This window comes from Streptomyces angustmyceticus (assembly GCF_019933235.1).
Lineage (GTDB): Bacteria > Actinomycetota > Actinomycetes > Streptomycetales > Streptomycetaceae > Streptomyces > Streptomyces angustmyceticus.
This window is the reverse complement of the sequence record NZ_CP082945.1, coordinates 5,860,659-5,885,429: the sequence shown is the minus strand read 5'-3', so window position 1 is coordinate 5,885,429 and position 24,771 is coordinate 5,860,659. Positions and strand designations below refer to the sequence as shown.

Annotated in this window: 19 protein-coding genes; 12 read left to right on the top strand and 7 right to left on the bottom strand. The window is 73.3% G+C overall.

Going from position 1 to position 24,771, the window contains the following annotated elements:
* Nucleotides 1–101: 101 nt before the first annotated feature.
* Nucleotides 102–2,774 carry a pyruvate dehydrogenase (acetyl-transferring), homodimeric type gene (aceE, locus tag K7396_RS26285; protein WP_086715054.1) on the top strand — a complete coding sequence of 891 codons (2,673 nt, stop codon included), beginning with the start codon at nt 102–104 and terminating at the stop codon, nt 2,772–2,774.
* A gap of 433 nt (nt 2,775–3,207) precedes the next feature.
* The gene (locus K7396_RS26280) at nt 3,208–4,341 is read left to right on the top strand and encodes a helix-turn-helix transcriptional regulator (RefSeq protein WP_086715056.1); all 1,134 of its coding nucleotides are present in this window, start codon (nt 3,208–3,210) and stop codon (nt 4,339–4,341) included.
* Between the two features lie 17 nt (nt 4,342–4,358).
* On the opposite strand, the gene K7396_RS26275 is transcribed toward K7396_RS26280, so the two are convergent.
* Together K7396_RS26275 and K7396_RS26270 are read right to left on the bottom strand one after the other, a co-directional pair.
* Nucleotides 4,359–5,297 (bottom strand): SDR family oxidoreductase, encoded by a 939-nt coding sequence (locus K7396_RS26275; RefSeq protein WP_174887027.1) that lies wholly within the window; start codon nt 5,295–5,297, stop codon nt 4,359–4,361.
* A 126-nt stretch (nt 5,298–5,423) separates the two neighbouring features.
* Entirely contained in the window at nt 5,424–7,316 is a 1,893-nt protein-coding gene (locus K7396_RS26270) for a hypothetical protein (RefSeq protein WP_086715058.1), read from the bottom strand.
* A 241-nt stretch (nt 7,317–7,557) separates the two neighbouring features.
* On the opposite strand from K7396_RS26270, the gene K7396_RS26265 reads away from it, so the two are divergent.
* The 3 genes from K7396_RS26265 to K7396_RS26255 all read left to right on the top strand — a co-directional run bounded on the left by K7396_RS26265 (nt 7,558) and on the right by K7396_RS26255 (nt 10,660).
* Nucleotides 7,558–8,076 (top strand): DUF4240 domain-containing protein, encoded by a 519-nt coding sequence (locus K7396_RS26265; RefSeq protein WP_086715060.1) that lies wholly within the window; start codon nt 7,558–7,560, stop codon nt 8,074–8,076.
* Between the two features lie 62 nt (nt 8,077–8,138).
* Nucleotides 8,139–9,023, top strand: a complete 885-nt coding sequence (locus K7396_RS26260; protein ID WP_086715062.1) for a TIGR01777 family oxidoreductase — start codon at nt 8,139–8,141, stop codon at nt 9,021–9,023.
* Nucleotides 9,024–9,280: 257 nt separating this feature from the next.
* Complete coding sequence (locus tag K7396_RS26255; protein WP_086715064.1) at nt 9,281–10,660, top strand: NAD(P)/FAD-dependent oxidoreductase; 1,380 nt, start codon at nt 9,281–9,283, stop codon at nt 10,658–10,660.
* Nucleotides 10,661–10,679: 19 nt separating this feature from the next.
* Here the strand turns inward: K7396_RS26255 and K7396_RS26250 are convergent, their stop codons facing one another.
* Nucleotides 10,680–12,137 carry a regulator gene (locus K7396_RS26250; protein WP_086715066.1) on the bottom strand — a complete coding sequence of 486 codons (1,458 nt, stop codon included), beginning with the start codon at nt 12,135–12,137 and terminating at the stop codon, nt 10,680–10,682.
* Nucleotides 12,138–12,468: 331 nt separating this feature from the next.
* On the opposite strand from K7396_RS26250, the gene lipB reads away from it, so the two are divergent.
* From lipB to K7396_RS26230, 4 genes are all read left to right on the top strand, one after another.
* Nucleotides 12,469–13,227 (top strand): lipoyl(octanoyl) transferase LipB, encoded by a 759-nt coding sequence (gene lipB / locus K7396_RS26245; protein ID WP_086715068.1) that lies wholly within the window; start codon nt 12,469–12,471, stop codon nt 13,225–13,227.
* Between the two features lie 183 nt (nt 13,228–13,410).
* Nucleotides 13,411–14,361, top strand: coding sequence for a lipoyl synthase (gene lipA / locus K7396_RS26240; RefSeq protein WP_086715070.1), 951 nt, complete (start codon nt 13,411–13,413; stop codon nt 14,359–14,361).
* A gap of 213 nt (nt 14,362–14,574) precedes the next feature.
* Nucleotides 14,575–14,793 carry an SCO2195 family GlnR-regulated protein gene (locus K7396_RS26235; protein WP_086715072.1) on the top strand — a complete coding sequence of 73 codons (219 nt, stop codon included), beginning with the start codon at nt 14,575–14,577 and terminating at the stop codon, nt 14,791–14,793.
* A gap of 10 nt (nt 14,794–14,803) precedes the next feature.
* Nucleotides 14,804–15,514, top strand: a complete 711-nt coding sequence (locus K7396_RS26230; RefSeq protein WP_086715074.1) for a DUF4191 domain-containing protein — start codon at nt 14,804–14,806, stop codon at nt 15,512–15,514.
* A gap of 284 nt (nt 15,515–15,798) precedes the next feature.
* Here K7396_RS26230 and K7396_RS26225 read toward each other — a convergent pair whose 3' ends face one another.
* Entirely contained in the window at nt 15,799–16,266 is a 468-nt protein-coding gene (locus K7396_RS26225) for an RDD family protein (protein WP_223660211.1), read from the bottom strand.
* Nucleotides 16,267–16,604: 338 nt separating this feature from the next.
* On the opposite strand from K7396_RS26225, the gene glnA reads away from it, so the two are divergent.
* Nucleotides 16,605–18,014: a type I glutamate--ammonia ligase gene (gene glnA / locus K7396_RS26220; RefSeq protein WP_086715079.1), complete on the top strand. Its 1,410-nt coding sequence runs from the start codon at nt 16,605–16,607 to the stop codon at nt 18,012–18,014.
* A gap of 238 nt (nt 18,015–18,252) precedes the next feature.
* Here the strand turns inward: glnA and K7396_RS26215 are convergent, their stop codons facing one another.
* Nucleotides 18,253–18,492 carry an NUDIX domain-containing protein gene (locus K7396_RS26215; RefSeq protein ID WP_223660210.1) on the bottom strand — a complete coding sequence of 80 codons (240 nt, stop codon included), beginning with the start codon at nt 18,490–18,492 and terminating at the stop codon, nt 18,253–18,255.
* 57 nt (nt 18,493–18,549) lie between these two features.
* Here K7396_RS26215 and K7396_RS26210 point away from each other — a divergent pair, with 57 nt between their 5' ends.
* Nucleotides 18,550–19,419 (top strand): Fpg/Nei family DNA glycosylase, encoded by an 870-nt coding sequence (locus tag K7396_RS26210; protein WP_223660209.1) that lies wholly within the window; start codon nt 18,550–18,552, stop codon nt 19,417–19,419.
* Nucleotides 19,420–19,526: 107 nt separating this feature from the next.
* On the opposite strand, the gene K7396_RS26205 is transcribed toward K7396_RS26210, so the two are convergent.
* Nucleotides 19,527–21,341 (bottom strand): choline/carnitine O-acyltransferase, encoded by a 1,815-nt coding sequence (locus tag K7396_RS26205; RefSeq protein WP_152105191.1) that lies wholly within the window; start codon nt 21,339–21,341, stop codon nt 19,527–19,529.
* Nucleotides 21,342–21,497: 156 nt separating this feature from the next.
* Entirely contained in the window at nt 21,498–22,367 is an 870-nt protein-coding gene (locus K7396_RS26200) for a HalD/BesD family halogenase (protein WP_086720490.1), read from the bottom strand.
* A 360-nt stretch (nt 22,368–22,727) separates the two neighbouring features.
* Here K7396_RS26200 and K7396_RS26195 point away from each other — a divergent pair, with 360 nt between their 5' ends.
* Nucleotides 22,728–24,743 (top strand): NADPH-dependent 2,4-dienoyl-CoA reductase, encoded by a 2,016-nt coding sequence (locus K7396_RS26195; RefSeq protein ID WP_086720489.1) that lies wholly within the window; start codon nt 22,728–22,730, stop codon nt 24,741–24,743.
* Nucleotides 24,744–24,771 lie beyond the last annotated feature (28 nt).

The following is a 24,771-nucleotide window of genomic DNA, read 5'->3' as shown; positions in this document are numbered from 1 at the left end:
CGAACTCGTAGGGGGTGCCGTCGCGGCCGCCGTCCACCCTGAGGACGCGGCCCCATCACGACGGCACCCCCGAGCTACCCCCGTCCGGAAAGGGGCCACCCATGCCCGAACCCGTGCGTCTGCCGTACAGCCAGCTCGACCAGCTCCCGGACCTCGACCCCGAGGAGACCGCCGAGTGGCGCGAGTCGCTCGACGCCGTCACCAAGGCAGCGGGCCCGCATCGCGCCTCGTACCTGATGCGCCGCGCCCTGGAGCACACCGCGCGCACCGAAGGCACCGCCCTGCCGTCCCTCCTGGAGACGGACTACGTCAACACCATCCCGACCTCCGCCGAGCCCGCCTTCCCCGGCGACGAGGCGATGGAGGCCAGGATCACCGCCTGGAACCGCTGGAACGCCGCCGCGATGGTCACCCGCGGCTCCGCCCTCGGCCTCGGCGGCCACATCGCCACCTTCGCCTCGGCGGCCTGGCTCTACGAGACCGGCTTCCAGCACTTCTTCCGCGGCAAGGAGGGCGACGGCAGCGGCGACCAGCTCTACATCCAGGGCCACGCCTCCCCCGGCATCTACGCCCGCGCCTTCCTCGAAGGCCGCCTCACCGAGGACCACCTCGACCACTTCCGCCAGGAGGCCGGCGGCGAGGGCCTGCCCTCCTACCCGCACCCGCGGCGGCTGCCCTGGCTGTGGGAGTTCCCCACCGTCTCCATGGGCCTGGGCCCGCTCTCCGCCATCTACCAGGCGCGCTTCAACCGCTACCTGGAGCACCGCGGCATCAAGGACACCGCGAACTCCCACGTCTGGGCGTTCCTGGGCGACGGCGAGATGGACGAGCCCGAGTCGACCGCCGCCCTGGCGCTGGCCGGCCGCGAGGGCCTGGACAACCTGACCTTCGTCATCAACTGCAACCTGCAGCGCCTCGACGGCCCGGTCCGCCCCAACTTCAAGATCGTGCAGGAGCTGGAGGCCCAGTTCCGCGCGGCCGGCTGGAACGTCGTCAAATCGCTGTGGGGCCGCGCCTGGGACGAGATCTTCGCGCTCGACACCGACGGCGCCCTGATCCGCCGCCTCGGCGAGACCCCCGACGCGCAGTTCCAGACCTACGCCACCCGCGACGCCGCCTACCTGCGCGAGCACTTCTTCGGCGCCGACGACTCACTGCGCGCGCTCGCCAGCCGCCTCACCGACGCCACGCTGCTGGAGCTGTTCCAGACCTCCCGCGCCGGCCACGAGCCGCGCAAGGTCTACGCCGCCTACCGGGCCGCCGTCGAGCACAAGGGCGCCCCCACCGTCATCCTGGCGCAGACCGTCAAGGGCTACACCCTCGGCACGGGCTTCGAGTCCCGCAACGCCAACCACCAGATGAAGAAGCTCACCATGGCGGAGTTCCGCACCATGCGTGACGTCCTCGAACTCCCCATCCCCGACAGCGCGCTGGAGGGCGACCGGGTCCCGTACTGGCGCCCGGCCGACGACTCCCCCGAGATGGTCTACCTGCGCGAGCGGCGCGCCGCCCTCGACGGCCCGGCCCCCGCCCGCAAGGTCACCGCCAAGCCGCTGCCGATGCCCGCCGACAAGACCTTCGACGCCCTGAAGAAGGGCTCCGGCAGCCAGGAGATCGCCACCACCATGGCGTTCGTCCGCCTGGTCAAGGACCTCATGCGGGACAAGGAGACCGGCAAGCGCTGGGTCCCGATCGTCCCCGACGAGGCCCGCACCTTCGGCATGGAGTCCCTCTTCCCGACCGCCGGCCTCTACTCCCCCAAGGGCGCCACGTACGACCCCGTCGACCGTGACCAGCTCCTTTGGTACAAGGAAGCCAAGGACGGCCAGATCCTCAACGAGGGCATCACCGAGGCCGGCTCGCTCGCCGACTTCACCGCCGCCGCCACGTCCTACGCGACGCACGGCGAGCCGATGATCCCCTTCTACATCTTCTACTCGATGTTCGGCTGGCAGCGCACCGCCGACCAGTTCTGGGCGCTCGCCGACCAGTTGGGCCGCGGCTTCGTCATCGGCGCCACCGCCGGCCGCACCACCATGACCGGCGAGGGCCTCCAGCACGCCGACGGCCACTCGCACCTGATCGCCTCCACCAACCCGGCGGCGCTCTCCTACGACCCGGCCTTCGCCTACGAGGTCGCGGTCATCGTCAAGGAGGGCCTGCGGCGCATGTACGGCCCGGACGCCGAGGACGTCTTCTACTACCTCACGGTCTACAACGAGACCAAGGTCCAGCCGGCCATGCCCGAGGGCGTCGAAGAGGGCATCCTCAAGGGCCTGTACCGCTTCAACGAGGGCACCCGGCCCGAGGCCGACAGCCCGCAGCTGCAGCTCCTCGCGTCCGGCACCGCCATCCACTGGGCCCTGGAGGCACAGCGGCTGCTGGCCGACGACTGGGGCGTGGCCGCGGACGTCTGGTCGGCGCCGTCCTGGACGGAGCTGCGCCGCGACGCCCTGGAGTGCGATGCCGCCCGCCTGGAGGGCGAGGACCGCATCCCGTACGTCACCCGTGCCCTGGCCGGCGCCCCCGGCCCGGTCGTCGCGGTGAGCGACTGGATGCGCGCGGTCCCCGACCAGATCGCCCCCTGGGTCGAGCAGGACTGGACCTCCATCGGCACCGACGGCTTCGGCCTCTCCGACACCCGTGAGGCGGCCCGCCGCCACTTCGGTGTCGACCCGCAGTCCGTGGTCGTCCAGGCGCTCGCCGCGCTCGCCCGCCGCGGCGAGGTCAAGCCGGAGGCCGTCAAGGAAGCCCGGGAGCGCTACGGGCTCTGACCGCCGCCCGCCCTCCCGGGGCACCCCAACTCCCGTGTGGAGGCCACCTTCCCGCGCCCGGGGCCTCCACACGGGAACCCACCACCGGCCCGGCCGACCACGCCCTGACTACGGCCGGGCCGGGCTGTCTTTCTAGCGGCGGGGTGTGGCTTGCGCCGGGCACGGGGTCGCTTCGCGGTGTGGACCTGGTGCGAGTTCCGTGTGGCTGGTCCCGTTTCGCCCATTCCCGGTGGGTGGGGGGCCGGAGGGGACGCCCGGTACCCCTCCCCCAGCCTTCGGCCGGGAGGTGCCCCCACCCACGCAAGCGACCGAACCGAGGCCGGCACAACGACGCCCCAAAGGGGCGCGGGGAACTGCGCGCCCGGCCACAACCGGCCCGCAGACAAACAACGACGCCCCGGCCACTGTCAGTGGCCCCCCGCATCATGGACCCATGCGCGCTGCCCGCCTGATCAAATTGGTGCTGCTGCTCCAGGGCCGACCGTCGATGACGGCCGCCGCACTGGCGCGGGAGCTGGAGGTGTCCGAGCGGACCATCGCCCGGGACGTGCTCTCGCTCTCCGAGGCGGAGGTGCCCGTCTACGCCGACCGCGGCCGGGCCGGCGGCTACCGCCTCATCGGCGGCTACCGCACCCGCCTCACCGGCCTCGGCCGCAGCGAGGCGGAGGCCCTCTTCCTGTCCGGCGTGCCCTCCGCCCTGCGCGAGATGGGCCTGGCGGACGCCGCCTCCGCCGCCCGCCTGAAGGTCTCCGCCGCCCTGCTCCCCGAGCTGCGGGACGCCGCGACGGGCGCCGCCCAGCGTTTCCACCTCGACGCGCCCGGCTGGTATCAGGAGCCCGAGACACCCGCCCTCCTGCCGGAGATCGCGGACGCGGTCTGGGACGACCGCCGGATCACCGCCCGCTACCTCCGCAAGGACACCGAGGTGGAGCGGGAGTTGGAGCCGTACGGCCTGGTGCTGAAGGCGGGCGTCTGGTACCTGGCGGCGCGGGTCCAGAGCGACTACCGCGTGTACCGCGTCGACCGGTTCACCGCGGTGACGCCCACGGAAAGCGACACGACTGCCGAGAGCGAGACGGCTTCCGGCGGCGACACGGCCACCGGCGCCGCCGGCCCGCACTTCCGCCGCGACGGTTCCTTCGACCTCCCGGGGTTCTGGGGGGAGCGGGCGGCCCAGTTCGCCCGGTCGATCCTGCGCGAGGAGGTGGTGCTGCGGCTCACCCCGCGCGGCGCCCTCCAGCTGCCGTACGTCACCGAACGCGCCGCGGCCCAGGAGGCGCTCGCGCGGGCGCGGACCGCGGGCGGCCCCGACGTGGAGGGCCGGCTGACCGTGACCCTGGCCGTGGAGTCCGCCGAGGTCGCCTTCGCCCAGTTGCTGGGGCTCGGCCCGGAGGGCGAGATCCTCGCGCCCTCCGGGCTGCGTGAGCGCTTCGCGTCGGCGGCCCGCAGAACGGCCGCCCTGTACGCGGAGACGGACGGGCCGCCCAACGGACCGGACGCGGTGAACGCACCGGACACGCCGAACGCGCCGGACACGGCGAACCCGCCGGACCCGGACGAGCCATGACCCGCGGCCCGCCCCGGTCACCGGTAGGCGTCCGCCGTCGCCTCCTTCCCGCCGAAGACGACGTCCTCGAAGTACGCGAAGCAGTCGGGCCGCGAGCCGTCCGTGTCGGTGTAGTCGTACTCCTTCGCCAGCTGCCCGCTGGAGAGCGACTGGCCGCTCCAGCGTTCCTTGGCGGGGTCGGCGGCCAGGGCCCGTACGCCGCGGGCGATCAGGGCGGGCGATTCGGCGATGGCGAAGTGCGGCTCCTGGGCGACCGCGTCGCGCCAGGTCTCCTCGGTCACGCCGAAATGGTCGAGCATCTCCTCGGACCGCAGGAAGCCGGGGGTGAGGGAGACCGCCGTGCCGCCGTGTTCCTTCAGCTCGGCGGCGAGTCCGAAGGCGATGCGGTGGGGTGCGTTCTTGGTGAGGTCGAAGCAGAGGTTCTCGCGGTAGGTGCGGTTGAAGGCGGCGGTGCCGTCGGTGACCTCGACGACCAGCCCGCCGGGCCGCCTGATGAGCAGCGGCAGGGCGTAGTGGCCGGTGATGACGTGCGTGTCGATGCCCAGGCGGAACATCCGCAGACCCTTTTCGAGGTCGAGGTCCCACAGCCGGGTGTCGAACTCGATCAGCCGGTCGCCGCCCCAGACGCTGTTGACCAGTACGTCCAGCCGCCCCTGTTCCCGGTCGATGCGCTCGGTCAGCGCCTTGACCTGCGCCGGGTCCAGGTGGTCGGTCGGTACGGCGATGCCGGTGCCGCCCGCCGCGGTCACCAGTTCCGCGGTCTGCTCGATCGTCTCCGTGGGCCGGCCGACCTCGCTGACCCGCTCGCGGGTCGTCCGTCCCGTCACATACACCAGGGCGCCGGCCCGCCCCAGTTCGACGGCCATCGCACGGCCGGCCCCGCGGGTCGCCCCGGCGACCAGCGCCACCCGTCCCGCCAGTTCCCGCTGTCCCGCCGGTTCCTGCTGTCCCGTCACGTACGCCACTCCTCGCTGTCAGGTGCCTCGCATCCGTACACGGCGACCGTGACAGGTAAACCCGACACCTTCTGTCCGGATTCACCGGCGGCCTTCGGTGAGCCGCTCCGTCGGGCCGGCAGGCGGCTACGGACGGAGCGCGCGCACGCTCCCCCCGCCGGGCAGCCGCCCGGTGACCTCGGCGGGAGCGTCCGGCCCCGCCGGGGCGGCGAGGGTGTTCTCCGCACCGGTGGCCCGCGCCCCGCCGGTGATGTCGAGGCCGCCGACGTCGTGGCTGCCGGCCGCGAGCAGGTACCACGTGCCGGATTTCGCCCGCCAGCGGACGTCGCCCACCACGGGACCGCCGAAGCGGCCGCAGGCGGCGGTGTCCGCGGCCCGTCCGGCGATCCGGCCGGGGCCGGCGGGCGGCAGGAAGGTCAGGGTCGCGCTGCCGGGGCCGCGCCAGGTGTCGGCGCGGGTGCACAGCCAGGTCGCGCTGCCGCCGCCCTCCGGGAGGCGCTGTTCGGCGAACGCCCAGTTGCCGACGGACCGTACGCCGGCGCCCCGCAGCTCCCCGAGCGAGCAGCCCGTACGGGCCCAGCGCCGCAGGGCCGGAGCGGCGGTCGCTCCCTCCGTGCCGGCCGCCGTGGCGCCGCCGGGCGGCGGGGAGGTGAGGCGGGCGGGGACGAGGTCGTCGAGGTCGGTCACCAGGAAGGGCTGGCTCGCGGCAGTCGTCCCGATGCGGGCCGAGGGCCGGAACTGCGCCGCGGGCCAGTGTCCGCAGCCGGTGCCGCCCTCGGGCGGTGTCGGGATCCGGTCGGTGACGCCGTCGGGGGCGACGTGCAGCCCGTGCCCCGGGGCGGCCGGTGCCAGCAGGTCGCGGACGGTGACCTCGGAGATCCACGGCGCGAGCAGATAGCGCATCCAGCCGTTGCCGCGCCCGATCACCAGCGCGGCACCGGTGGTCGGGTCCGCGCCGTCGACCCGTGCGAAGTGCAGGGTGGGCGTGGCGTCCTCGGGCTCGGCGTAGCGCACCAGCCGCTCGCCGTCGTGGAGGACCACGACCCGCACGTTGTCGATCAGGCCCGCGTACAGCAGCTGCGGCGGGTGGTCGGGCGGCCGGGTGGAGGTGTCCGCCGAGGTCACGATCCGGGTGTCGGCGGGCGGCGCCGCCCACACCCGCAGGGCCCGCCCCAGCAGCTCCCGGTCGCCGGCCTGCCGGCCACGGGCGGGCCAGGCGGTGAAGTCCACCCGGGAGGTGTCGGCCCACTGTTCGTTGGGGGTGCGCTGCAGCCGCCCGGGGTCCAGCGCCCGCTCCGCGGCGGTCTCGGGGTGCCCGGTCCGGTCCCCGTCACCACGCGACAGCCCGACGGCCGCCGCGCCGACCGCCAGCGCCGCCGCCAGCGCGAGCGCCACCCGCACCCGCTGCCGGCGGCGCAGCAGGTCGGTGGGCCGCGTCTGCACCGTGCACGGGTCGAACTCCGCGGAGTTCAGCAGCGCCCCGGCGCCGGCCCCGGTCTCCCGGTCCAGCTGAGCGGCGGCCCGCTGTGCCGCGTCCGGATCCTCGACCCCGGCCCGCGCCAGCACGCTGCGGGCGGCGTCCTCGTCGAGGCCCTCCAGCTGCCACAGTCCGAGGGCGGCCCGTACCGGCGCGGGGACGGCGGACAGCGCCTGGTCCAGGGCGAGTTCCTCGGCGCCGCCGGCCCGCGGGAAGAGCCGCAGCCCCCAGACCTGGGGCATGGCGGCCGGTCCCCGTACCGCCCGTGCCTCGTGCGCCAGCGCCAGCCGCAGGGCCCGCAGCCGTACCCCGTCGTAGCCCGACTCGGCCGCCGGGCCGCGCTGGGCGGGCAGCCCGCCGTCCGGCCGCCGCAGCCGGGCCCGCGGCAGTGCCCGCTGGACCAGTCCGTGCGCGGTCAGGACCCGGCGGTGGCGGCCCATCGACGGGGGCAGGACGAGGTAGGCGAGGCGGACGAGCCGTGGATAGTGCTCGACGATGGCCGCCTCGGCCCGCTCGACATCGGCCCGGGTGCGTTCGTCCATGGGCATGGCCTGGAACAGCCCTCCGCGAAATGGTGGGTTTGGCGTCGTTCGGTCGTTGCACGCCGTCCAACGAGTGATCCTTGGGGCGGTCACCCGGCGGCGGACCGGCCGGCGTGCGCGAACCGATCCGAACACCCCGTCACCGGCGCGCCCGCCGCGTCACCGATCCGGATAACGACCCCGTCGCATCCGGGGTACTCCGCATGCGGCGGGCCCCGGCAGGGCAGATGCTGGAGCGGTGATGGACGAGACGGAGTTCTGGGAGCTGATCGACGGTTCCCGCGAGGCCGCCGAGGGCGACCCCGAGGAGCAGGCCGACGCGCTGGTCGAGCGGCTCCTCGGGCTCGACCCGGATGCCGTCGTGGACTTCGCCCGCCACTTCGAGGCCCGCTACAACCGGGCCTACTCCTGGGACCTGTGGGCCGCGGCCTCCGTGCTGCTGGGCGGCGCGAGCGACGACGCCTTCGACTACTTCCGCTGCTGGCTGATCGGGCAGGGCCGGGAGGTCTTCGAGGGCGCGCTGCACGACCCGGACCAGCTCGCCGAGCTGCTCGACGACTTCGACGAGCGGGTCGACGGCGACGCCGAGGAGCTGGGCTACGCGGCCGACGAGGCGTACGAGCAGATGACCGGCGGGGTGATGCCGGATCTGGAACTGCCCCCGCCGCCGCGCGAACCGCTCGGCAGCTACCTCGACTTCGACGACGAGCGGACCATGGCGGAGCGCTTCCCCACCCTCTGGGACCGTTTCAGGCCGTAGGGCGCGCGCGGGGTCCCGCCCGGATGTCCCCGCCGGCCCGCCGGTGCGGGCAGTATGGCCCCATGCGGATCGCGATCACCGGCTCGACCGGACTCATCGGCACGGCGCTCGTACGCTCCCTGCGCGCGGAGGGCCATGACGTCGTCCGGCTCGTACGGCGCGCGCCCTCGGCCGCCGACGAGGTGCGCTGGGACCCCAGGTCGCAGGAGGTCGACACCGCCGGGCTGGCCGGCTGCGGGGCGGTCGTCCACCTGGCCGGGGCCGGGGTCGGCGACCACCGGTGGACGGCGGCCTACAAGCAGGAGCTGCGCGACAGCCGGGTCCTGGGCACCCGGGCCCTGGCCTCGGCGCTCGCCGCCATGGACGCCCCGCCGGGGGTCCTGGTGTGCGGCAGCGCGATCGGCTACTACGGCGACACCGGCGACCGGCGGACGGACGAGAGCGCGCCGGCCGGCCGCGGTTTCCTGCCGGAGCTCTGTGTGGCCTGGGAGGACGCGGCGAAGCCCGCCCAGGACGCGGGCATCCGTACCGTCTTCGCCCGCACCGGGCTGGTCGTGGCGCGTTCGGGCGGCGCCTGGGGCCGGCTCTTCCCGCTCTTCCGGCTCGGCCTGGGCGGCCGGCTCGGCGACGGCAGCCAGTACTGGAGCTTCATCTCCCTGGCGGACCACATCAGCGCGCTGCGCCACCTCCTCGACACCGGGGAGCTGACCGGGCCGGTCAATCTGACGGCCCCGGAGCCGGTCACCAACCGCGAGGTCACCGCGGTGATGGGCCATGTCCTTCGCCGCCCCACGCTGTTCACCGTGCCGGCCCCGGTCCTGCGCGCGGCCCTGGGCGAGTTCGCGGGCGATGTGCTGGGCAGCCAGCGGATCGTGCCGCAGCGGCTGCTGGAATCCGGCTTCACGTTCGCCCATCCGCGCATCATCGAGGCGGTCCGGGCCGCGTAGCCGTCCGGCCGCGGGTCGTCCGGGCGGACCGGCCGGCCGGTCCGTGGAGTCGTACGCGTCACAACGCCCTCCGGGCGGCATAGCCGCAGCGTCGCACGGGAAGCTTTGGCCAAGGGGCGCGGTGCACGCGCCCCCGGACGCCCCCTGTCGAACGTCACCGCCCCGCCGTCCTCGCACGCCTCATCTCGGTATCCCCCACGGCGGCACCGGGCACGACTCGGGCGCGCCGTCGTCGGGACCGACCTCGGGAGGGGCATGTGCTGCGCACCGCATCGGCCGTGGACGTCGTCATCGTGGGGGCCGGTCCGGCCGGGCTGGCCGCCGCCCGGCATCTGACCGGCGCCGGAGTGTCCGTCACCGTCCTGGAGGCCGCGCCACGGATCGGCGGCCGGTCCGCCACCGACCGCCTCGACGGGTTCCGGCTGGACCGCTGCGGCCGGCCGCTGGCGGTCTCCGTCGCCGAGCTGCGCCGGACGCCGGGCCTCGGCGATCTGACGCTCCGCCCGTTCGCGCCCGGCCTGAGCGTCCACAACGGGCAGCGGACGCAGCGCGTCAGCGCGCCCCGCAGTGCGAAAGGCGCGCTGTCCGCGGCGCGCGCCCTCTCGCGGGCCGGCCGCCGCGCGGAACGCCGGACGGACCGTCAGTCCGTGCGCCTCACCGACCGGCGGGCCCTGCCGTCCGCGGAGCGCCGCACGGTCCGCAGTGCCGACCGCCGCGCCGACGCCGCCACCGCGCCGTCCCCGGGGCCGCACGCCCCGTCCGCCGACCGTCCGATCCGCGACGCCCTGGCGAGCCGCCCCGCCTTCCCGCACCGCGGCCACGACGCGTTCCTGCGGCCGCTGCTGGCGGCGCTGCTGTGCGACCCCCAGCTGCGCGGTTCCAGCCGGGGCGGGGCGGCGGCCCTTCGCGCCTTCGCACAGGGCCGGTTGTGGCTGCCGGCCGGCGGCGCCGCGGCCGTCCCCGAGCTGCTCGCCGCCGCGCTGCCGCCCGGCACGGTCCGTACGTCCGTGCGGGTCACGGCCGTCTCCACCACCGGTGTCAGCACCGCGGAGCACGGCCCCATCCCCTGCCGGGCGGTGGTGGTGGCCACCGGCGCGCGCGATGCGGCCGAGCTGCTGCCGGGGCTGCGGGTGCCCGCGTTCCATCCGGTCGCCGTCCTGCACCACACCGCGGCGTCCTGCGACGGCGCGCCGTCCCGCGACACGGCCCTGGTCCTGCCGACGGACGGCGCCGTCGCCTACAGCTACGCCGCCGGCGCCATCGACCCGTCCCGGACCCCGCCGGGCCGGTCCCTGGTCACCACGACCGTGCTCGGCGCCGCGGCGGCGCTGCCGCCGTCCGTGCTCGACAAGACGATCCGCCCCCAGCTCGACCGGATCTACGCCGCGCACACCGACGACTGGCAGCTGCTGACCGCCCATCACGACCCGTACGCGGTTCCCGCGATGCCGGCGCCGCACGACCCGGAGCGCACGGTGCGGGTGCTCTCCGGGCTCTATGTGTGCGGCGACCACCGGGACACCAGCACGCTCCAGGGCGCGCTGAACTCGGGCCGCCGCGCCGCCCGCGCGCTCCTCCAGGACTTCGGCCTGCCGGCCTTCACCACGGAACCGGACACCCTGCCCACGGCGGCCTGAGCCGGGCGCCGGCCCGGCGTCAGCCCAGCGCCGCCACCCGTTCGCGGTAGCCCCGCACCGGCGCCGCGTCCCGGTAGGGCTCCAGGCGGCGCTCGAACTCCCTGACGTACTCGTGGGCCCGTACGGAGCGCATCTCGGACGCTTGGAGCGCGGCCTCGGCGCCCAGCGTGCAGGCCTGCTCCAGTTCGCCCAGGCCCAGCCGCGCGGTGGCCAGCACCACCCGGCAGAAGAGCCTGCTGCGGGCGAAGCCGGCCGCACGCAGCTGGAGGGAGCGCTCGGCGTGCTGGGAGGCGGCGCGGTACTGCTGGAGGTCGCGGTGGCAGTGCGCCAGTTCGTCGGCGAGCTGCGCTTCGTCGAAGAAGCGCGCCCAGTAGGGGGTGTCGTCGCCGGGGCGGACGGTCTCCAGCGCGCGTTCGGCGCGGGCCAGCGCCGTCGTGCAGGCCCGGATCTCGCCCAGGACGCCGTGGCCGCGGGCCTCGGCGGAGTGCAGCAGCGCCTGCACGGCGGGCGGCGCGCTGCTGCCGATGCCCTGCTGGGCGACCCGGGCGAGCTGCACGGCCTCCCTGCCGTGCCCCAGGTAGACGGCCTGCCGGCTCATGGTCACCAGGACGTAGGACCCGTACGCCCGGTCCCCGGCGGCCTGGGCCAGCCGCAGGGCCTGGACGAAGTAGCGCTGGGCGAGCCCGTGGGCCGCGATGTCGTACGAGGTCCAGCCCGCGAGCCGGGTCAGATCGGCGGCGGCGGCGAAGAGTCTGCGGCCGGTGGCCTCGCCGTAGCTGCCGCGGAGCATCGGCTCGGCCTCGTGCTCCAGGTAGCGCACCAGGGCCTGCCGGGCGTGGCCGCCGCCGTAGGCGTGGTCCAGCGCCCGGAACAGCTCGCCGACCGAGCGCAGGGCCGCGATGTCGCCGGAGGTGACCTTGGAGCCCTGGGTGCGGTCGACGCGGTCGGTGCGGCGCTGCCGGGGAACCGTGGTCCGGCCCTGTGCGGGGACCCGGCCCGCCGCCTCCGCGGGGGCCGGCTCACCGCGGGCGACCCGTTCGTCGGCGCGGCCGATCAGCCAGTCGCGGCTGGGCACCACGAGCCCGGCCGGCGTGAAGGCGATCTTGCGGAGCTCGGCGTGGCTGCCGGAGTCCTTGCGCCACAGGCCGCTGACGATGTCCACGGCCTCGCTGGGGCTCGCGGCGAATTCCAGGCCGGCGTACACCGGCGCACAGGCGTCCAGGCCGAGGTCCTGGGCGGACAGCCGGCGCCCCAGCCGGCGGGTGAAGACCTCCGCGATCAGGGCGGGGGTGGTGCCCCGGGGCTGCTGGCCGCGCAGCCAGCGGGTCACCGACGTCTTGTCGTAGCGGAGGTCGAGGCCGTGCTCGATGCCGAGCTGATCCACCCGTCTGGCCAGCCCGGCGTTCGAGAAGCCCGCCTCGGCGATGAGCGCGGCGAGCTGGCGGTTGGGAGTGTGGTGCGGGGGTCGTTCCGTCATCAGCTTTACCGGTCTCCTGCCTTCCGGGCCGCTGCCGGGTTCGGCGGACCCTGTCCGGCATGCTCATCGCCCTTGTGGAACGGCGTGAATGTAACGGCCTTCGGGGCCCCGTTCCCGGCCTCTTCCCCGCGTTCATCCGATCGTGTGAGCAGGGACGGGAGGGCCGGACACCGGCCGCCTGCGGGCTCCGGAGCGGGCGGCCGTACAGTGGCATGGGCGCGAAGTGGCATCAACGTTGCAGCAAAGTGCAACAGAGGTTCGAAGAGGAGCTGCCGTGACTGCGATCTCTCGGGGGGCGACCCCCGTACCCGAGGGGCTGCGCTTTGTGCACATGGGCTTCGGCGCCGACGCCGTCGAGTACCAAACCGCCTGGCAGGAGCAGCGCCGGGTGCACGCCGCCCGGTTCGCCGACGAGGCACCCGACACCTGCCTGCTGCTGGAGCACCAGGCCGTCTACACCGCGGGCCGGCGTACGACCGACGACGAGCGCCCGCTGGACGGGACCCCGGTCGTCGACGTCGACCGCGGCGGCAAGATCACCTGGCACGGGCCCGGCCAGCTGGTGGGCTACCCCATCCAGAAGCTGCCGCGTCCGGTTGACGTCGTGGCCCATGTCCGACGGCTCGAAGAGGCGCTGATCCGGGTCTGCGCCGAGTTCGGCGTCGAGGGCACCCGGATCGAGGGCCGCAGCGGCGTGTGGGTGCTGGGCGACCCGGTCGAGCAGCGGGCGGCCCTGGGCGGGCTGAACCTCGACTTCGACCCGCGGGTGGCGGACGAGCTGTTCGACCCGCGGCTCAGCGGTCCGGAGTACGCGCCGTCCAACGCCGGCCAGCGCCGCGAGGACCGCAAGCTCGCCGCGATCGGCATCCGGGTCGCCAAGGGCGTGACGATGCACGGCTTCGCACTGAACGTGAACCCGGACAACACCTCGTTCGACAAGATCGTGCCGTGCGGCATCCGGGACGCCGGCGTCGCCTCGCTGGCGGGCGAGCTGGGCCGCGAGATCACCATCGCCGAGGTCCTGCCCGTCGCCGAGAAGCACCTGCGGGACGTCCTGGAGGGCGCCGAACTGCTCCCCCGCGCGGTCTGACCGGACGGCCGCAGTCCGGGCCCCACGGTCCGGCGGCCGCCCGGCCCGGGTCCGCCCGGGGCCGCCGGGAATGCAACCCCGTCATAGGCGGTTGCCCCGCACGTAAGGACGTGCGAATCAACGGGCGTACCCTGGTGTACGCCGCAGAATCGAATGCCGCGTAAGCAGAAAGGGGCGCCGGTCGTGTCCGCAGTCGCACCCGACGGACGCAAGATGCTCCGTCTGGAGGTCCGGAACAGCCAGACCCCCATCGAGCGCAAGCCCGAGTGGATCAAGACCCGGGCGAAGATGGGGCCCGAGTACAACCACCTCCAGGGCCTGGTCAAGAGCGAGGGTCTGCACACGGTCTGCCAGGAGGCGGGCTGTCCCAACATCTTCGAGTGCTGGGAGGACCGCGAGGCGACCTTCCTCATCGGCGGCGACCAGTGCACCCGCCGCTGCGACTTCTGCCAGATCGACACCGGCAAGCCGCAGGAGCTGGACCGCGACGAGCCCCGCCGGGTCGCCGAGTCCGTGCAGACCATGGGCCTGAAGTACGCCACGATCACCGGCGTCGCCCGCGACGACCTGGACGACGGCGGCGCCTGGCTCTACGCCGAGACCGTCCGGCAGATCCACGCCGCGATGCCGGACACCGGCGTCGAGCTGCTGATCCCCGACTTCAACGCGGTCCCCGAGCAGCTGGCCGAGGTCTTCTCGTCGCGGCCCCAGGTCCTCGCGCACAACGTCGAGACCGTCCCGCGCATCTTCAAGCGGATCCGCCCCGGCTTCCGTTACGAGCGCTCGCTGGAGGTCATCTCCAAGTCCCGCGAGGCCGGTCTGGTCACCAAGTCCAACCTCATCCTGGGCATGGGCGAGGAGCGCGAGGAGATCAGCCAGGCGCTGCACGACCTGTACGACGCGGGCTGCGAGCTGATCACGATCACCCAGTACCTGCGCCCCTCCGTGCGCCACCACCCGATCGAGCGCTGGGTCAAGCCCGCCGAGTTCGTGGAGCTCCAGGAGGAGGCCGAGGAGATCGGCTACGCCGGCGTGATGTCCGGCCCGCTGGTCCGCTCCTCCTACCGCGCCGGCCGCCTCTACCAGCAGGCCATGGAGCGGCGCGAGGCCGAGGCGTCCAGTCAGGCGGTTTGATTTCCCCGGCGCGCCGTCTTGTGAATCGTGGCACATGCTGGAGGACGCGGCCCGCACTCCCCCTGACGGGGGGCGTGGGGGCCGCGTCAACGTTTCATCGGTGTTTGACCGGCAGGTCATCCGTTGGTAACACCTTTCCGTGACGATGGATGCACGCACCGCTCCCGCACCTACTCCTGCTTCTCCGAACAGATTCAGAGGGAGTCACCCACCATGCAGGCCGCGCCGCTCCGCGCCAATCCCGCCCTCCCCATCCCTTCGGTCACCGGTGCACTGCGTGCCGTCGAGGCCGTCCTGATGCGCGGCGGACAGCGCACCGCCCGCCGTAACGCCTGGACATCGGTCCTGGAGGACCGCCGCCGCGCCAAGGACCGCCACGAAGCCGAGTTCGTACTGGAGGCCGCGGCGACCGGGCGCCCGCACGCCACGTAAACTTCGCTGTATGGCGAGGAAGGCAAACTCAGACGGCGCTGCCGGCGCTGAGAACACCGGGCGGCTGAAGCAGATCGCCCTGACCTACAAGATGACCCGTCGGGTCGACTCCAAGGTCGGTCTTGTCGTCGCTGGTGTAGGCATCGTCGTATTCGGCGTTCTCCTTGCCATCGGCTTCGCGATCGGCCACCCCATCTACGGCGGGATCCTGGGCTTCGTCCTGGCCTTCCTCGCGATGGCGATCGTCTTCGGACGGCGCGCCGAGCGGGCTGCCTTCGGGCAGATGGAGGGCCAGCCCGGCGCGGCCGCCGCGGTGCTGGACAACGTCGGCCGCGGCTGGACGGTCACCCCCGCGGTGGCCATGAACCGCAGCCAGGACGTCGTCCACCGCGCCGTCGGCAAGGCCGGCATCGTGCTGGTCGGCGAGGGCAACCCGAACCGGCTGCGCGGCCTGCTGGCCGCCGAGAAGAAGCGGATGGCGCGCACCGTCGCCGACGCCCCGGTCCACGACATCATCGTGGGCGACGGCGAGGGCCAGGTGCCGCTGAAGAAGCTCCGCACGACGCTGCTGAAGCTGCCGCGCGTGCTCCCCGGCGCCCAGGTGACGGCCGTCAACGACCGCCTCAAGGCGCTCGGCGACCTGATGAGCAACATGCCGGTCCCGAAGGGCCCGATGCCGAAGGGCATGCGGATGCCCAAGGGCGGCGGCAAGGCCCGCTGACCGCGGTGACCTGATCAGCAACACGCCGGTCCGCACGGGCCGGATGCCGAAGGGCATGCGGACGCCCGCGGGCGACGACGAGGCGCGATGACCGCACGGACCGGCCGCACCCGCGCCCGGCCGGCGGTACCGGCACACCGACGAACGACGAAACGCCCCGGGGCGAAGGCTCCGGGGCGTTTCGCTGTGCGGCTCCGCGCTTCGGGGGGGGGCGGCCCGGGGCAGGCGGGACCCGTGACCCGTACGGCCTCAGGGCGGACCGGAACCCGTAGGGGCCGGGTTCCTCAGATGCGGACCTGTACGGCGCGCGAGAGGCGGTCGTGCAGGCCCCGGCCGTCCCGGTCCCACACGACGGCCGGGATGATCACGACGAGCAGCACCGTGCGGAGCACGACCCGCGGCAGCGAGAGCCGGCCGCCGCCCTCGGCGATCACCCTCAGGCCGAGCAGCCGCTTGCCGGGCGTGAAGCCGACCGTGCCGACCGTCAGCACGCCGAGCACCGCGAAAACCAGCAGCGCCCAGTTGCTCGCCGCCTGCGCCCGACCGCCGCTGAGCAGCCCGAACGCGATGAGCATGCACAGCGCCCAGTCGAGGAAGAGCGCGGCGAAGCGCCGTCCGGGGCGCGCGATCGAGCCCGGCCCCGTCTCCGGCAGCCCGAGCTGCTGCCCGCGGTAGCCGAACTCGACGCCCATGTCCTCGGCTGCCGCGCGGGGCCCGGAGATCCACGATCCGATTGCTTGCCTGTTGTCCACCCGACCACGGTACTGCGACCGCATACATTCGCTGCGCGGAGGTCCGGTACGGGACGGTTCGGCCCCTCTTCCGGCCCGGCCCCGGGGCGAGCCCGGAGGTGGGGAACGACTCGGCGCCGCGCCGCAACGAACGGCCCGCCACCCCGGGCCAAAATGCCACTTTATGGGTCACACTGGTGAATAAAGGCAGGCGTGCGCCGGTTAACCTCGGCGAAACAAATGGGTCATGCTTGGGAAATCCCGCCTGCCTATGGTCGGGCAACGCGCCACCGCACATGGTCGCGTTCCGAGTAGCAATCCCGCGTCCGCCGACCGGTGACCGGGCTAGGAGGAGTTGGATGTTCCAGAACGCCGACGAGGCCAAGAAGTTCATCGCGGACGAGGACGTGAAGTTCATCGACGTCCGGTTCTGCGACCTGCCCGGTGTGATGCAGCACTTCACCATCCCGGCAAAGGCGTTCGACCCGGCCGAGGAACTCGCCTTCGACGGCTCCTCGATCCGCGGCTTCCAGGCCATTCACGAGTCCGACATGGCGCTGCGCGCGGACCTGTCGACGGCCCGCGTGGACCCGTTCCGCCGCGACAAGACCGTCAACATCAACTTCTTCATCCACGACCCGATCACCGGCGAGCAGTACAGCCGTGACCCGCGCAACATCGCCAAGAAGGCCGAGGCCTACCTCGCCTCCACCGGCATCGCGGACACCGCGTTCTTCGGCCCCGAGGCCGAGTTCTACGTCTTCGACAGCGTGCGCTTCGAGACCGGCGCGAACCAGTCCTTCTACCACATCGACTCCGAGGCCGGCGCCTGGAACACCGGCTCGGAGGAGAACAACCGCGGCTACAAGGTCCGCTACAAGGGCGGCTACTTCCCGGCCCCGCCGGTCGACCACTTCGCCGACCTGCGCGCCGAGATCTCCCTGGAGCTGGACGCGGCCGGCCTGCAGGTCGAGCGCCAGCACCACGAGGTCGGCACCGCCGGCCAGGCGGAGATCAACTACAAGTTCAACACGCTGCTCGCCGCCGCCGACGACCTGATGCTCTTCAAGTACATCGTGAAGAACGTCGCCTGGCGCAACGGCAAGACCGCGACCTTCATGCCCAAGCCGATCTTCGGTGACAACGGCTCCGGCATGCACGTCCACCAGTCCCTGTGGCAGGGCGGCAGCCCCCTCTTCTACGACGAGCAGGGCTACGCGGGCCTCTCGGACACCGCCCGCTACTACATCGGCGGCATCCTCAAGCACGCCCCGTCGCTGCTGGCCTTCACCAACCCGACGGTGAACTCCTACCACCGCCTGGTCCCCGGCTTCGAGGCCCCGGTCAACCTGGTCTACTCGCAGCGCAACCGCTCCGCGGCCATGCGCATCCCGATCACGGGCTCGAACCCCAAGGCCAAGCGCGTCGAGTTCCGCGCCCCGGACCCGTCCTCGAACCCGTACCTCGCCTTCTCCGCCCTCCTCCTCGCGGGCCTGGACGGCGTCAAGAACAAGATCGAGCCGGCCGAGCCGATCGACAAGGACCTCTACGAGCTCGCCCCCGAGGAGCACGCGGGCGTCCCCCAGGTCCCGACCTCCCTCCCGGCCGTCCTCGACGCCCTCGAGGCCGACAACGAGTACCTCCAGCAGGGCGGCGTCTTCACCTCCGACCTGATCGAGACCTGGATCGACTACAAGCGCACCAACGAAATCGCCCCGATCCAGCTCCGCCCGCACCCGCACGAGTTCGAGCTGTACTTCGACATCTAAAGAGCAGAGCTGGGCGACCTGGGCGAGAGCCCTGGAAACAGGCCCTGAACCGCGGAGGCACGTCTCAGTCGTTCTCGCTGTTCCCGCTTGTTTCCACCCCTGTGCACCGCGTGTGCACCGCCCGGCCAGTTCTCTGACTTGATGTCAGAATCGTCACGAGGGCCGCTACCCCGCACCCGGGGCAGCGGCCCTCGCCGGCTTGGCCCGGCTCTCTGGCCCGCGTCTCTTCGTCGCTTTCCTACACGCAGGCCAGAACCTCCCGTACGCCGTCGGTGACACCCGGCAGGTCGCCGGCGAGGGCGGCCCAGCTCTCTCCGGCGTCCACATGGCCGGACGGCACCTCCCACAGGCCGCCCATGAAGTCGTCCGGCTTGCGGCGGACCAGGAGGACGCGGTTGGCGTCGGTGACGACGGCCGCTGCCGTGCCCCGGCCATTGCCGCTGCCCCCCGCCGCGGTCGCCGCCACAGTCCCGCGCACGCCTCCGCCCCCCAGCCGCGACCGGTGCCCCCCGCGCTTCCGAGGCACACTGGCGTTATGCCTGAATTGCCGGAGGTCGAGTCGCTCGCGCGGTTCCTGGGTGAGCATGTCGTGGGGCGGGTCGTCGAGCGGGTGTATCCGGTTTCCGTTCATGCGCTGAAGACGTACGAGCCGCCGCTCACCGCGCTCGAAGGGCGGGCGTTCGACGTGGTGCGCCGGCACGGGAAGTTCCTCGATCTCGGGGCCGGGGAGCTGCACCTGGTCATGCACCTCGCGCGGGCGGGGTGGGTGCGGTGGAGCGAGCGGCTGCCGGCCGTGCCGCCGCGGCCGGGGAAGGGGCGGCTGGCGTTGCGGGTGCGGCTCGGGGAGCCCGATGACGGTGCGGGGTTCGAGGTGACCGAGGCCGGGAGTCAGAAGCACCTGGCGGTGTATGTCGTGCGGGAGGTGGAGGAGGTGCCGGGGATCGCGCGGCTCGGGCCGGATCCGCTCTCCGGCGATTTCACGGCGGAGGCGTTCGCGGGGCTGCTGGCGGGGGAAGGCCGGCAGATCAAGGGGGTGCTGCGGGATCAGAGCGTGATCGCCGGGATCGGGAACGCGTACTCGGACGAGATTCTGCACGCGGCGAGGATGTCGCCGTTCAAGCCGGCCGCCCGGCTCTCGGCGGAGGAGGTGGCGCGGCTCCACGAGGCCATCGGCACGACGCTCGCCGCGGCGGTGGAGCGGTCGCGGGGGCTGGCGCTCAAGGACCTCAAGGCGGAGAAGAGGAGCGGGCTGCGGGTGCACGGGCGGAAGGGGGAGGCGTGCCCGGTGTGCGGGGACACCATCCGTGAGGTGTCGTTCAGCGACTGGTCGATGCAGTACTGCCCGGGCTGCCAGACCGGGGGCAAGGTGCTCGCGGACCGGCGGATGTCCCGGTTGCTGAAGTAGGCGGAGCAGGCGGGGGAAAAGCGGGGTGCCGGGCAGGGCGGACGGCGGCGGGCCGGTCGGGGGGCAGGGTCCCTGACCGGCCCGCCGCCGTCCGGTGGTGCGAGCGGTCAGGCCCCGTCCTCCCCCGGCGCCAGCAGTTCGCGGAGTTCGGCGACCGCCTCGCGGAGCCGGTCGGCGAACGTCAGCATCTGGTCGGCGACGGCCAGCGGGGTGCTCAGGTAGAGGTGGAAGCGGTCGGGCAGCAGGACGTAGGCGACGCCGATGCAGCGGCTGCTGGTGGAGCCGAAGCCGAAGTACTGGATGTTGGCGGACGGCGCGGAGCTGGTGCTCAGGTAGTCGTCGCGCATCGTCAGCCAGCCGGGTGTCCGGTAGAGGGCGGGCTGCTCGGTCACGCCGAGTTCGCTTCCGCGGCGGCGCTGGATGAGTTCCAGCTCCCACAGGTGCTGCTCGGGCGCGTCACCGGCCTGGCACTCCTTGGCGCGGGCGACGTGCTGCGCGGCGGCGGCCCGGAACGCGGCCCGGCGGGTCTCCGCGTCCGTCGCCGGGTCCTCCATCGCGGCGACGAACTCCTGGATCTCCGGGGTGACCACGCGCATCGCCTCGGTGCGGCCGTGCCGCCACTGGCGGGTGGCGATCGACTCGTAGGTGGCGCCCAGGTGGCCCTTGGCGCGCTGGTGGGCCAGCTGGTAGGCGAGCTGGACGAACGCGTCGGGCGAGGAGCCGAGGGCCTTGGCGGTGGTGCTGCCGAAGTCGTCGAAGGAGACGGTGCGGGTGGCGGTGTCCGCCCCGTACTCCGCGAACGCCTCGGCGGCGGCGCGCACCTGGGAGCGGAGGGTGTCGTCCAGCTCGAAGACGACCGGCTCGACGGCGGGCTGGCCCTGGGAGCGGGCTCCGGAGCGGCGGGAGTGTTCCTCGGCGGGGGTGTCGAGCAGGGCGTCGGTGAAGGCGAGGATGGTGGTGCCGTCCAGCTCGCAGTGCTCGACGTTGATGCCCGCCCGGCCGTCCGCGAAGACGATCAGGGAGACGGCCTTGTCGAACCAGCGGTTGCCGCGGTCGCCGTACAGCAGCTCGTCACAGGCCTCCTGGATGCCGGCGGGGGCGAAGTCCTCCAGGCAGACGCAGAACAGGGCGGTCTCGATGTCCTCCAGGGCGTCCGCGTTGCGGGGGTGGCGGGCGCGCAGGGACTCCCGGGCGGCGGCCCACTCGGCGCGGGCCATGGTGGTGAGGTGGCCCACCGAGGTGTCGGCGGGGGCCGGTTCGGCGCCGGCCTTCTGTACGGCGCGCAGGCCCGCTTCGAGATCGTCGAGGCCGTACGGGACGCCGTCCGGGCCGAGCACGTCCATCCGGAACATGCTGCCGCGGTGGAACACCACGATGTGCCGGGCGTCGGAGGGGCCCGGCCAGGCGTCGGTGTAGGGGCTGCGGACGGAGTCCTGCCGGGCGCCGGGGATACGGGTGGCGGAGAACAGGTACTTGTTCTGGACCATCGACTGGGGCACGCCGCGCAGTGCCACCGGCGGGAGGGTCTCCTGGTCGAGCTGCCGCTTGTAGGCGACGGCTCCGGCGATGAGCCCGGCGGCCCGCTCGACCTGGGTGCGGGGCCGGTGCGGCGGGGGGTCCTGGAAGAGGAAGAAGAAGTTGGCGTTGAGCGCGATCCGGTCGCGGCGGCCCAGGTAGCGGTAGGGCCAGAAGGTGTCGAGCCAGCTGTGGACGCCCTCGGTGGCGTCGTACTCCTCCAGCGCGGCGTGCAGCGTCCGGCCGGGGCCGCCGGGGCGGAGGAAGGCGGTCACCTCCGCCTCGGTCGCGGCCAGCTCGTCGGCGGTCAGCAGCGGCGCGCACCAGGCGAGGAAGCGCTCACAGCTGGCCTCCAACGTGGGCAGGGGCACCCGTGGGAGGCGCTCCTCGTGGGCGAAGGTCGTCATGGCTGCTGCCCTTTCCTGACGGGTATTCAATTCTGCTCTCTCGCTTCCGGTCGTGGGGCCTGTCGGCCGTGATGTCACTCGTTCATGGTCGCGCCGTCACCGGCCGTGTCCGGTCCCGCCGGAGGTACGGCCGTGGCGGCGCGTCCGCGCGCGCCGTCAGTCCAGCAGCCGGTCGCCCCGCACGGCCCGGCCCTCGGCCGCCAGGTGCTCGGGCAGGACCCGGCCGAAGAGCTGCCGGGTGCGGGCCACGCTCCCGATGACGCCGGGGCGCTCGCTGTAGGCGAAGATCGCGGAGTGGCGCGCGAGGTCGCCGCGCACCGGGCTCACCCGGTGGAGCGAATAGCGCCCCTTGAACAGCTGCAGGTCGCCGGGGTGCAGGGGGAGGCGCCGGGTCAGCCGCTCGCCCCGGCCGTCCAGGACGTCGCGGACGTCGTCGAAGTTCTCGTCCGCGGCGGACCTGATGTTCGGGCAGTACTCGAAGACGCCGCCGTCCTGGGCGCCGCGGGTCAGCAGGCTCACGGTGAACTCGTTGGTGTCGAAGTGCCAGGGGTGCTCCATGCCCGGCGCGACGACGTTGAGGACCAGTCCGGAGAGCGGGTCCGCCAGCTCGTGGAGGCGCGGCAGCCCGAAGCAGCGGGCGATGAAGTCCTGGAAGGCGGGGTGGGAGTAGAGCCGGCTGATGACGGACTCGGCGGGGACGCGGTCGCGTGCGACGAACGCGTTGCCCCGCTGGAAGGTGCGGCGCCCGGGGTGGTCCTCGGGCAGGTCCGAGTCGACCGCGATGTTGTAGACGTTGACGGTCTCGACGTCGTAGTGCGCCTGGGGGGCGATGGCCGCGCACTCGTCCTCCAGCGTCGCCCGGAGGGACGGGCGGATGAAGTCCGGCAGCACGGTGCAGCCGAGGTCCGAGAGTTCGCGCCGGGCGCGGGACAGCACGGCCCGCCCCTCGGGGCCGTCGAGCTGCGACAGGGGGTACCGGGCGGTGTCGACCACCTGGTCGAGCGTGATGGCTTGCACAGTGCTCATGCGACCCTCTCCACGTACGGGCAGACCGGCCCGAGCCGCATGCCCGCCGCCGCCCGCGGCCTCGCCCCGGCCGCCCCCACCAGGCGTTCCGTGCGGTCCGCGCGCCGTCCGGCCCGCACCTTCGGCTCTTCGGCAACTCCATTGAGGAGCAGCACAGTTGAAGTTCCCACAGCCCCGCCGCGTTGTCTGTGATACGCCACACTGCGCCGATGCGGCGGATGCGTGCGGTGCGGGCGCGGCGCCCGGGGGCGCGCCGGGCGTCGTGCGCGTCGTCTGCGTCACTGTTTTATGCAACTTGTTGCATAAGGCTCTCCGGCTGGTCTACAACTGCTGTCACCACCACCGCGCCAGGAGGGCCCCATGACCCAGTACCCGCACCTGATGAGCCCGCTCGACCTCGGGTTCACCACCCTTCCCAACCGGGTCCTGATGGGGTCGATGCACGTCGGCCTGGAGGAGGCGGAGAACGGCTTCGCGCGGATGGCCGCCTTCTACGCGGCCCGGGCGCGCGGCGGCGTCGGCCTGATGGTGACCGGCGGCATCGCGCCCAACGAGGCGGGACGGCCGTACGACGGCGGGGCCAAGCTGACCACCGAGGAGGAGGCGGCGCAGCACCGCGCGGTGACCGACGCGGTGCACGCCGCGGGCGGCCGGATCGCGATGCAGATCCTGCACTTCGGGCGGTACGCGTACCACGCCGATCTGGTGGCCCCCAGCGCGATCCAGGCGCCCATCAGCCCCTTCGTGCCGAACGAGCTCACCGACGACGAGGTCGAGCAGACCGTCGAGGACTACGTGCGGGCGGCGGAGCTGGCCAAGTCCGCGGGTTACGACGGCGTCGAGATCATGGGCTCCGAGGGCTACCTGATCAACGAGTTCATCGCCGGCGCCACCAACCGGCGCACCGACCGCTGGGGCGGCTCGTACGAGAACCGGGTGCGCTTCCCGCTGGAGATCGTCCGCCGCACCCGGGAGCGCGTCGGCACGGACTTCATCCTGATCTACCGGCTCTCCATGCTGGACCTCGTCCCGGGCGGTTCGACGCTGGAGGAGGTGGTGGCGCTCGCCAAGGAGATCGAGGCGGCCGGTGCCACGATCATCAACACCGGCATCGGCTGGCACGAGGCCCGCATCCCCACCATCGTCACCTCGGTGCCGCGCGGCGCCTACACCTGGGTGACCAAGCGGCTGATGGGCTCGGTCACCATCCCCCTGGTGACCAGCAACCGCATCAACACCCCCGAGGTGGCCGAGGAACTGCTCGCGGACGGGCGCGCCGACATGGTGTCGCTGGCCCGGCCCTTCCTCGCCGACCCGGACTTCGTCAACAAGGCGCAGGACGGCCGGGCCGAGGAGATCAACACCTGCATCGGCTGCAACCAGGCCTGCCTCGACCACACCTTCAGCGGGAAGATCACGTCCTGCCTGGTCAACCCGCGGGCGTGCCACGAGACCGAGCTGGTCCTCTCCCCGACCCGGCGGCGCAAGCGCCTCGCGGTGGTCGGCGCCGGGCCGGCCGGGCTCGCCTGTGCCGTGTCCGCCGCCGAGCGCGGCCACGAGGTCACCCTGTTCGACGCCGCGGCCGAGATCGGCGGGCAGCTGAACCTCGCCAAGCGGGTGCCGGGCAAGGAGGAGTTCGAGGAGACGCTGCGCTACTTCCGTACGCAGCTGGTGCGGCAGGGCGTCGACGTCCGGCTGAACACCCCCGTGGCGGCGGGGGACCTCGACGGGTACGACGAGGTCGTGGTCGCCACCGGTGTCACCCCGCGCACCCCGCAGATCGAGGGGATCGACCACCCGAGCGTCGTCAGCTACCTCGACGTGCTGCGCGACGGCGCGCCGGTCGGCGAGCGGGTCGCGGTCATCGGGGCCGGGGGCATCGGCTTCGACATCGCGGAGTTCCTCACCGACGCCGGCGACGCGGCGAGCCAGGACCCGGAGACGTACTTCCGCGCCTGGGGCGTCGACACGTCGTACGGCGAGCGCGGCGGGCTGCGGGCGCCCGAGCGGCCCACGCCCCCGCGCCAGGTGCACCTGCTGCAGCGCAAGGCGTCGAAGGTCGGCGCCGGCCTCGGCAAGACCACCGGCTGGATCCACCGCGCGGAGCTGCGGCACCGGGGCGTGACCATGGTCGCCGGGGCGACGTACGACCGGATCGACGACGAGGGCCTGCACGTCACCGTCGACGGCACGCCCGGCACGCTGCCCGTGGACACCGTGGTGCTGTGCACCGGGCAGGAGCCGCGCCGGGACCTGTACGAGGAGCTGCGGGCCGAGGGGCGCGCCGTGCACCTCATCGGCGGCGCGGACGTCGCGGCGGAGCTGGACGCCAAGCGCGCCATCGCGCAGGGGACGGAGCTGGCGGCGGCGCTGTGACCTGCCGCCGGCTGCCTAGGATTGCCGT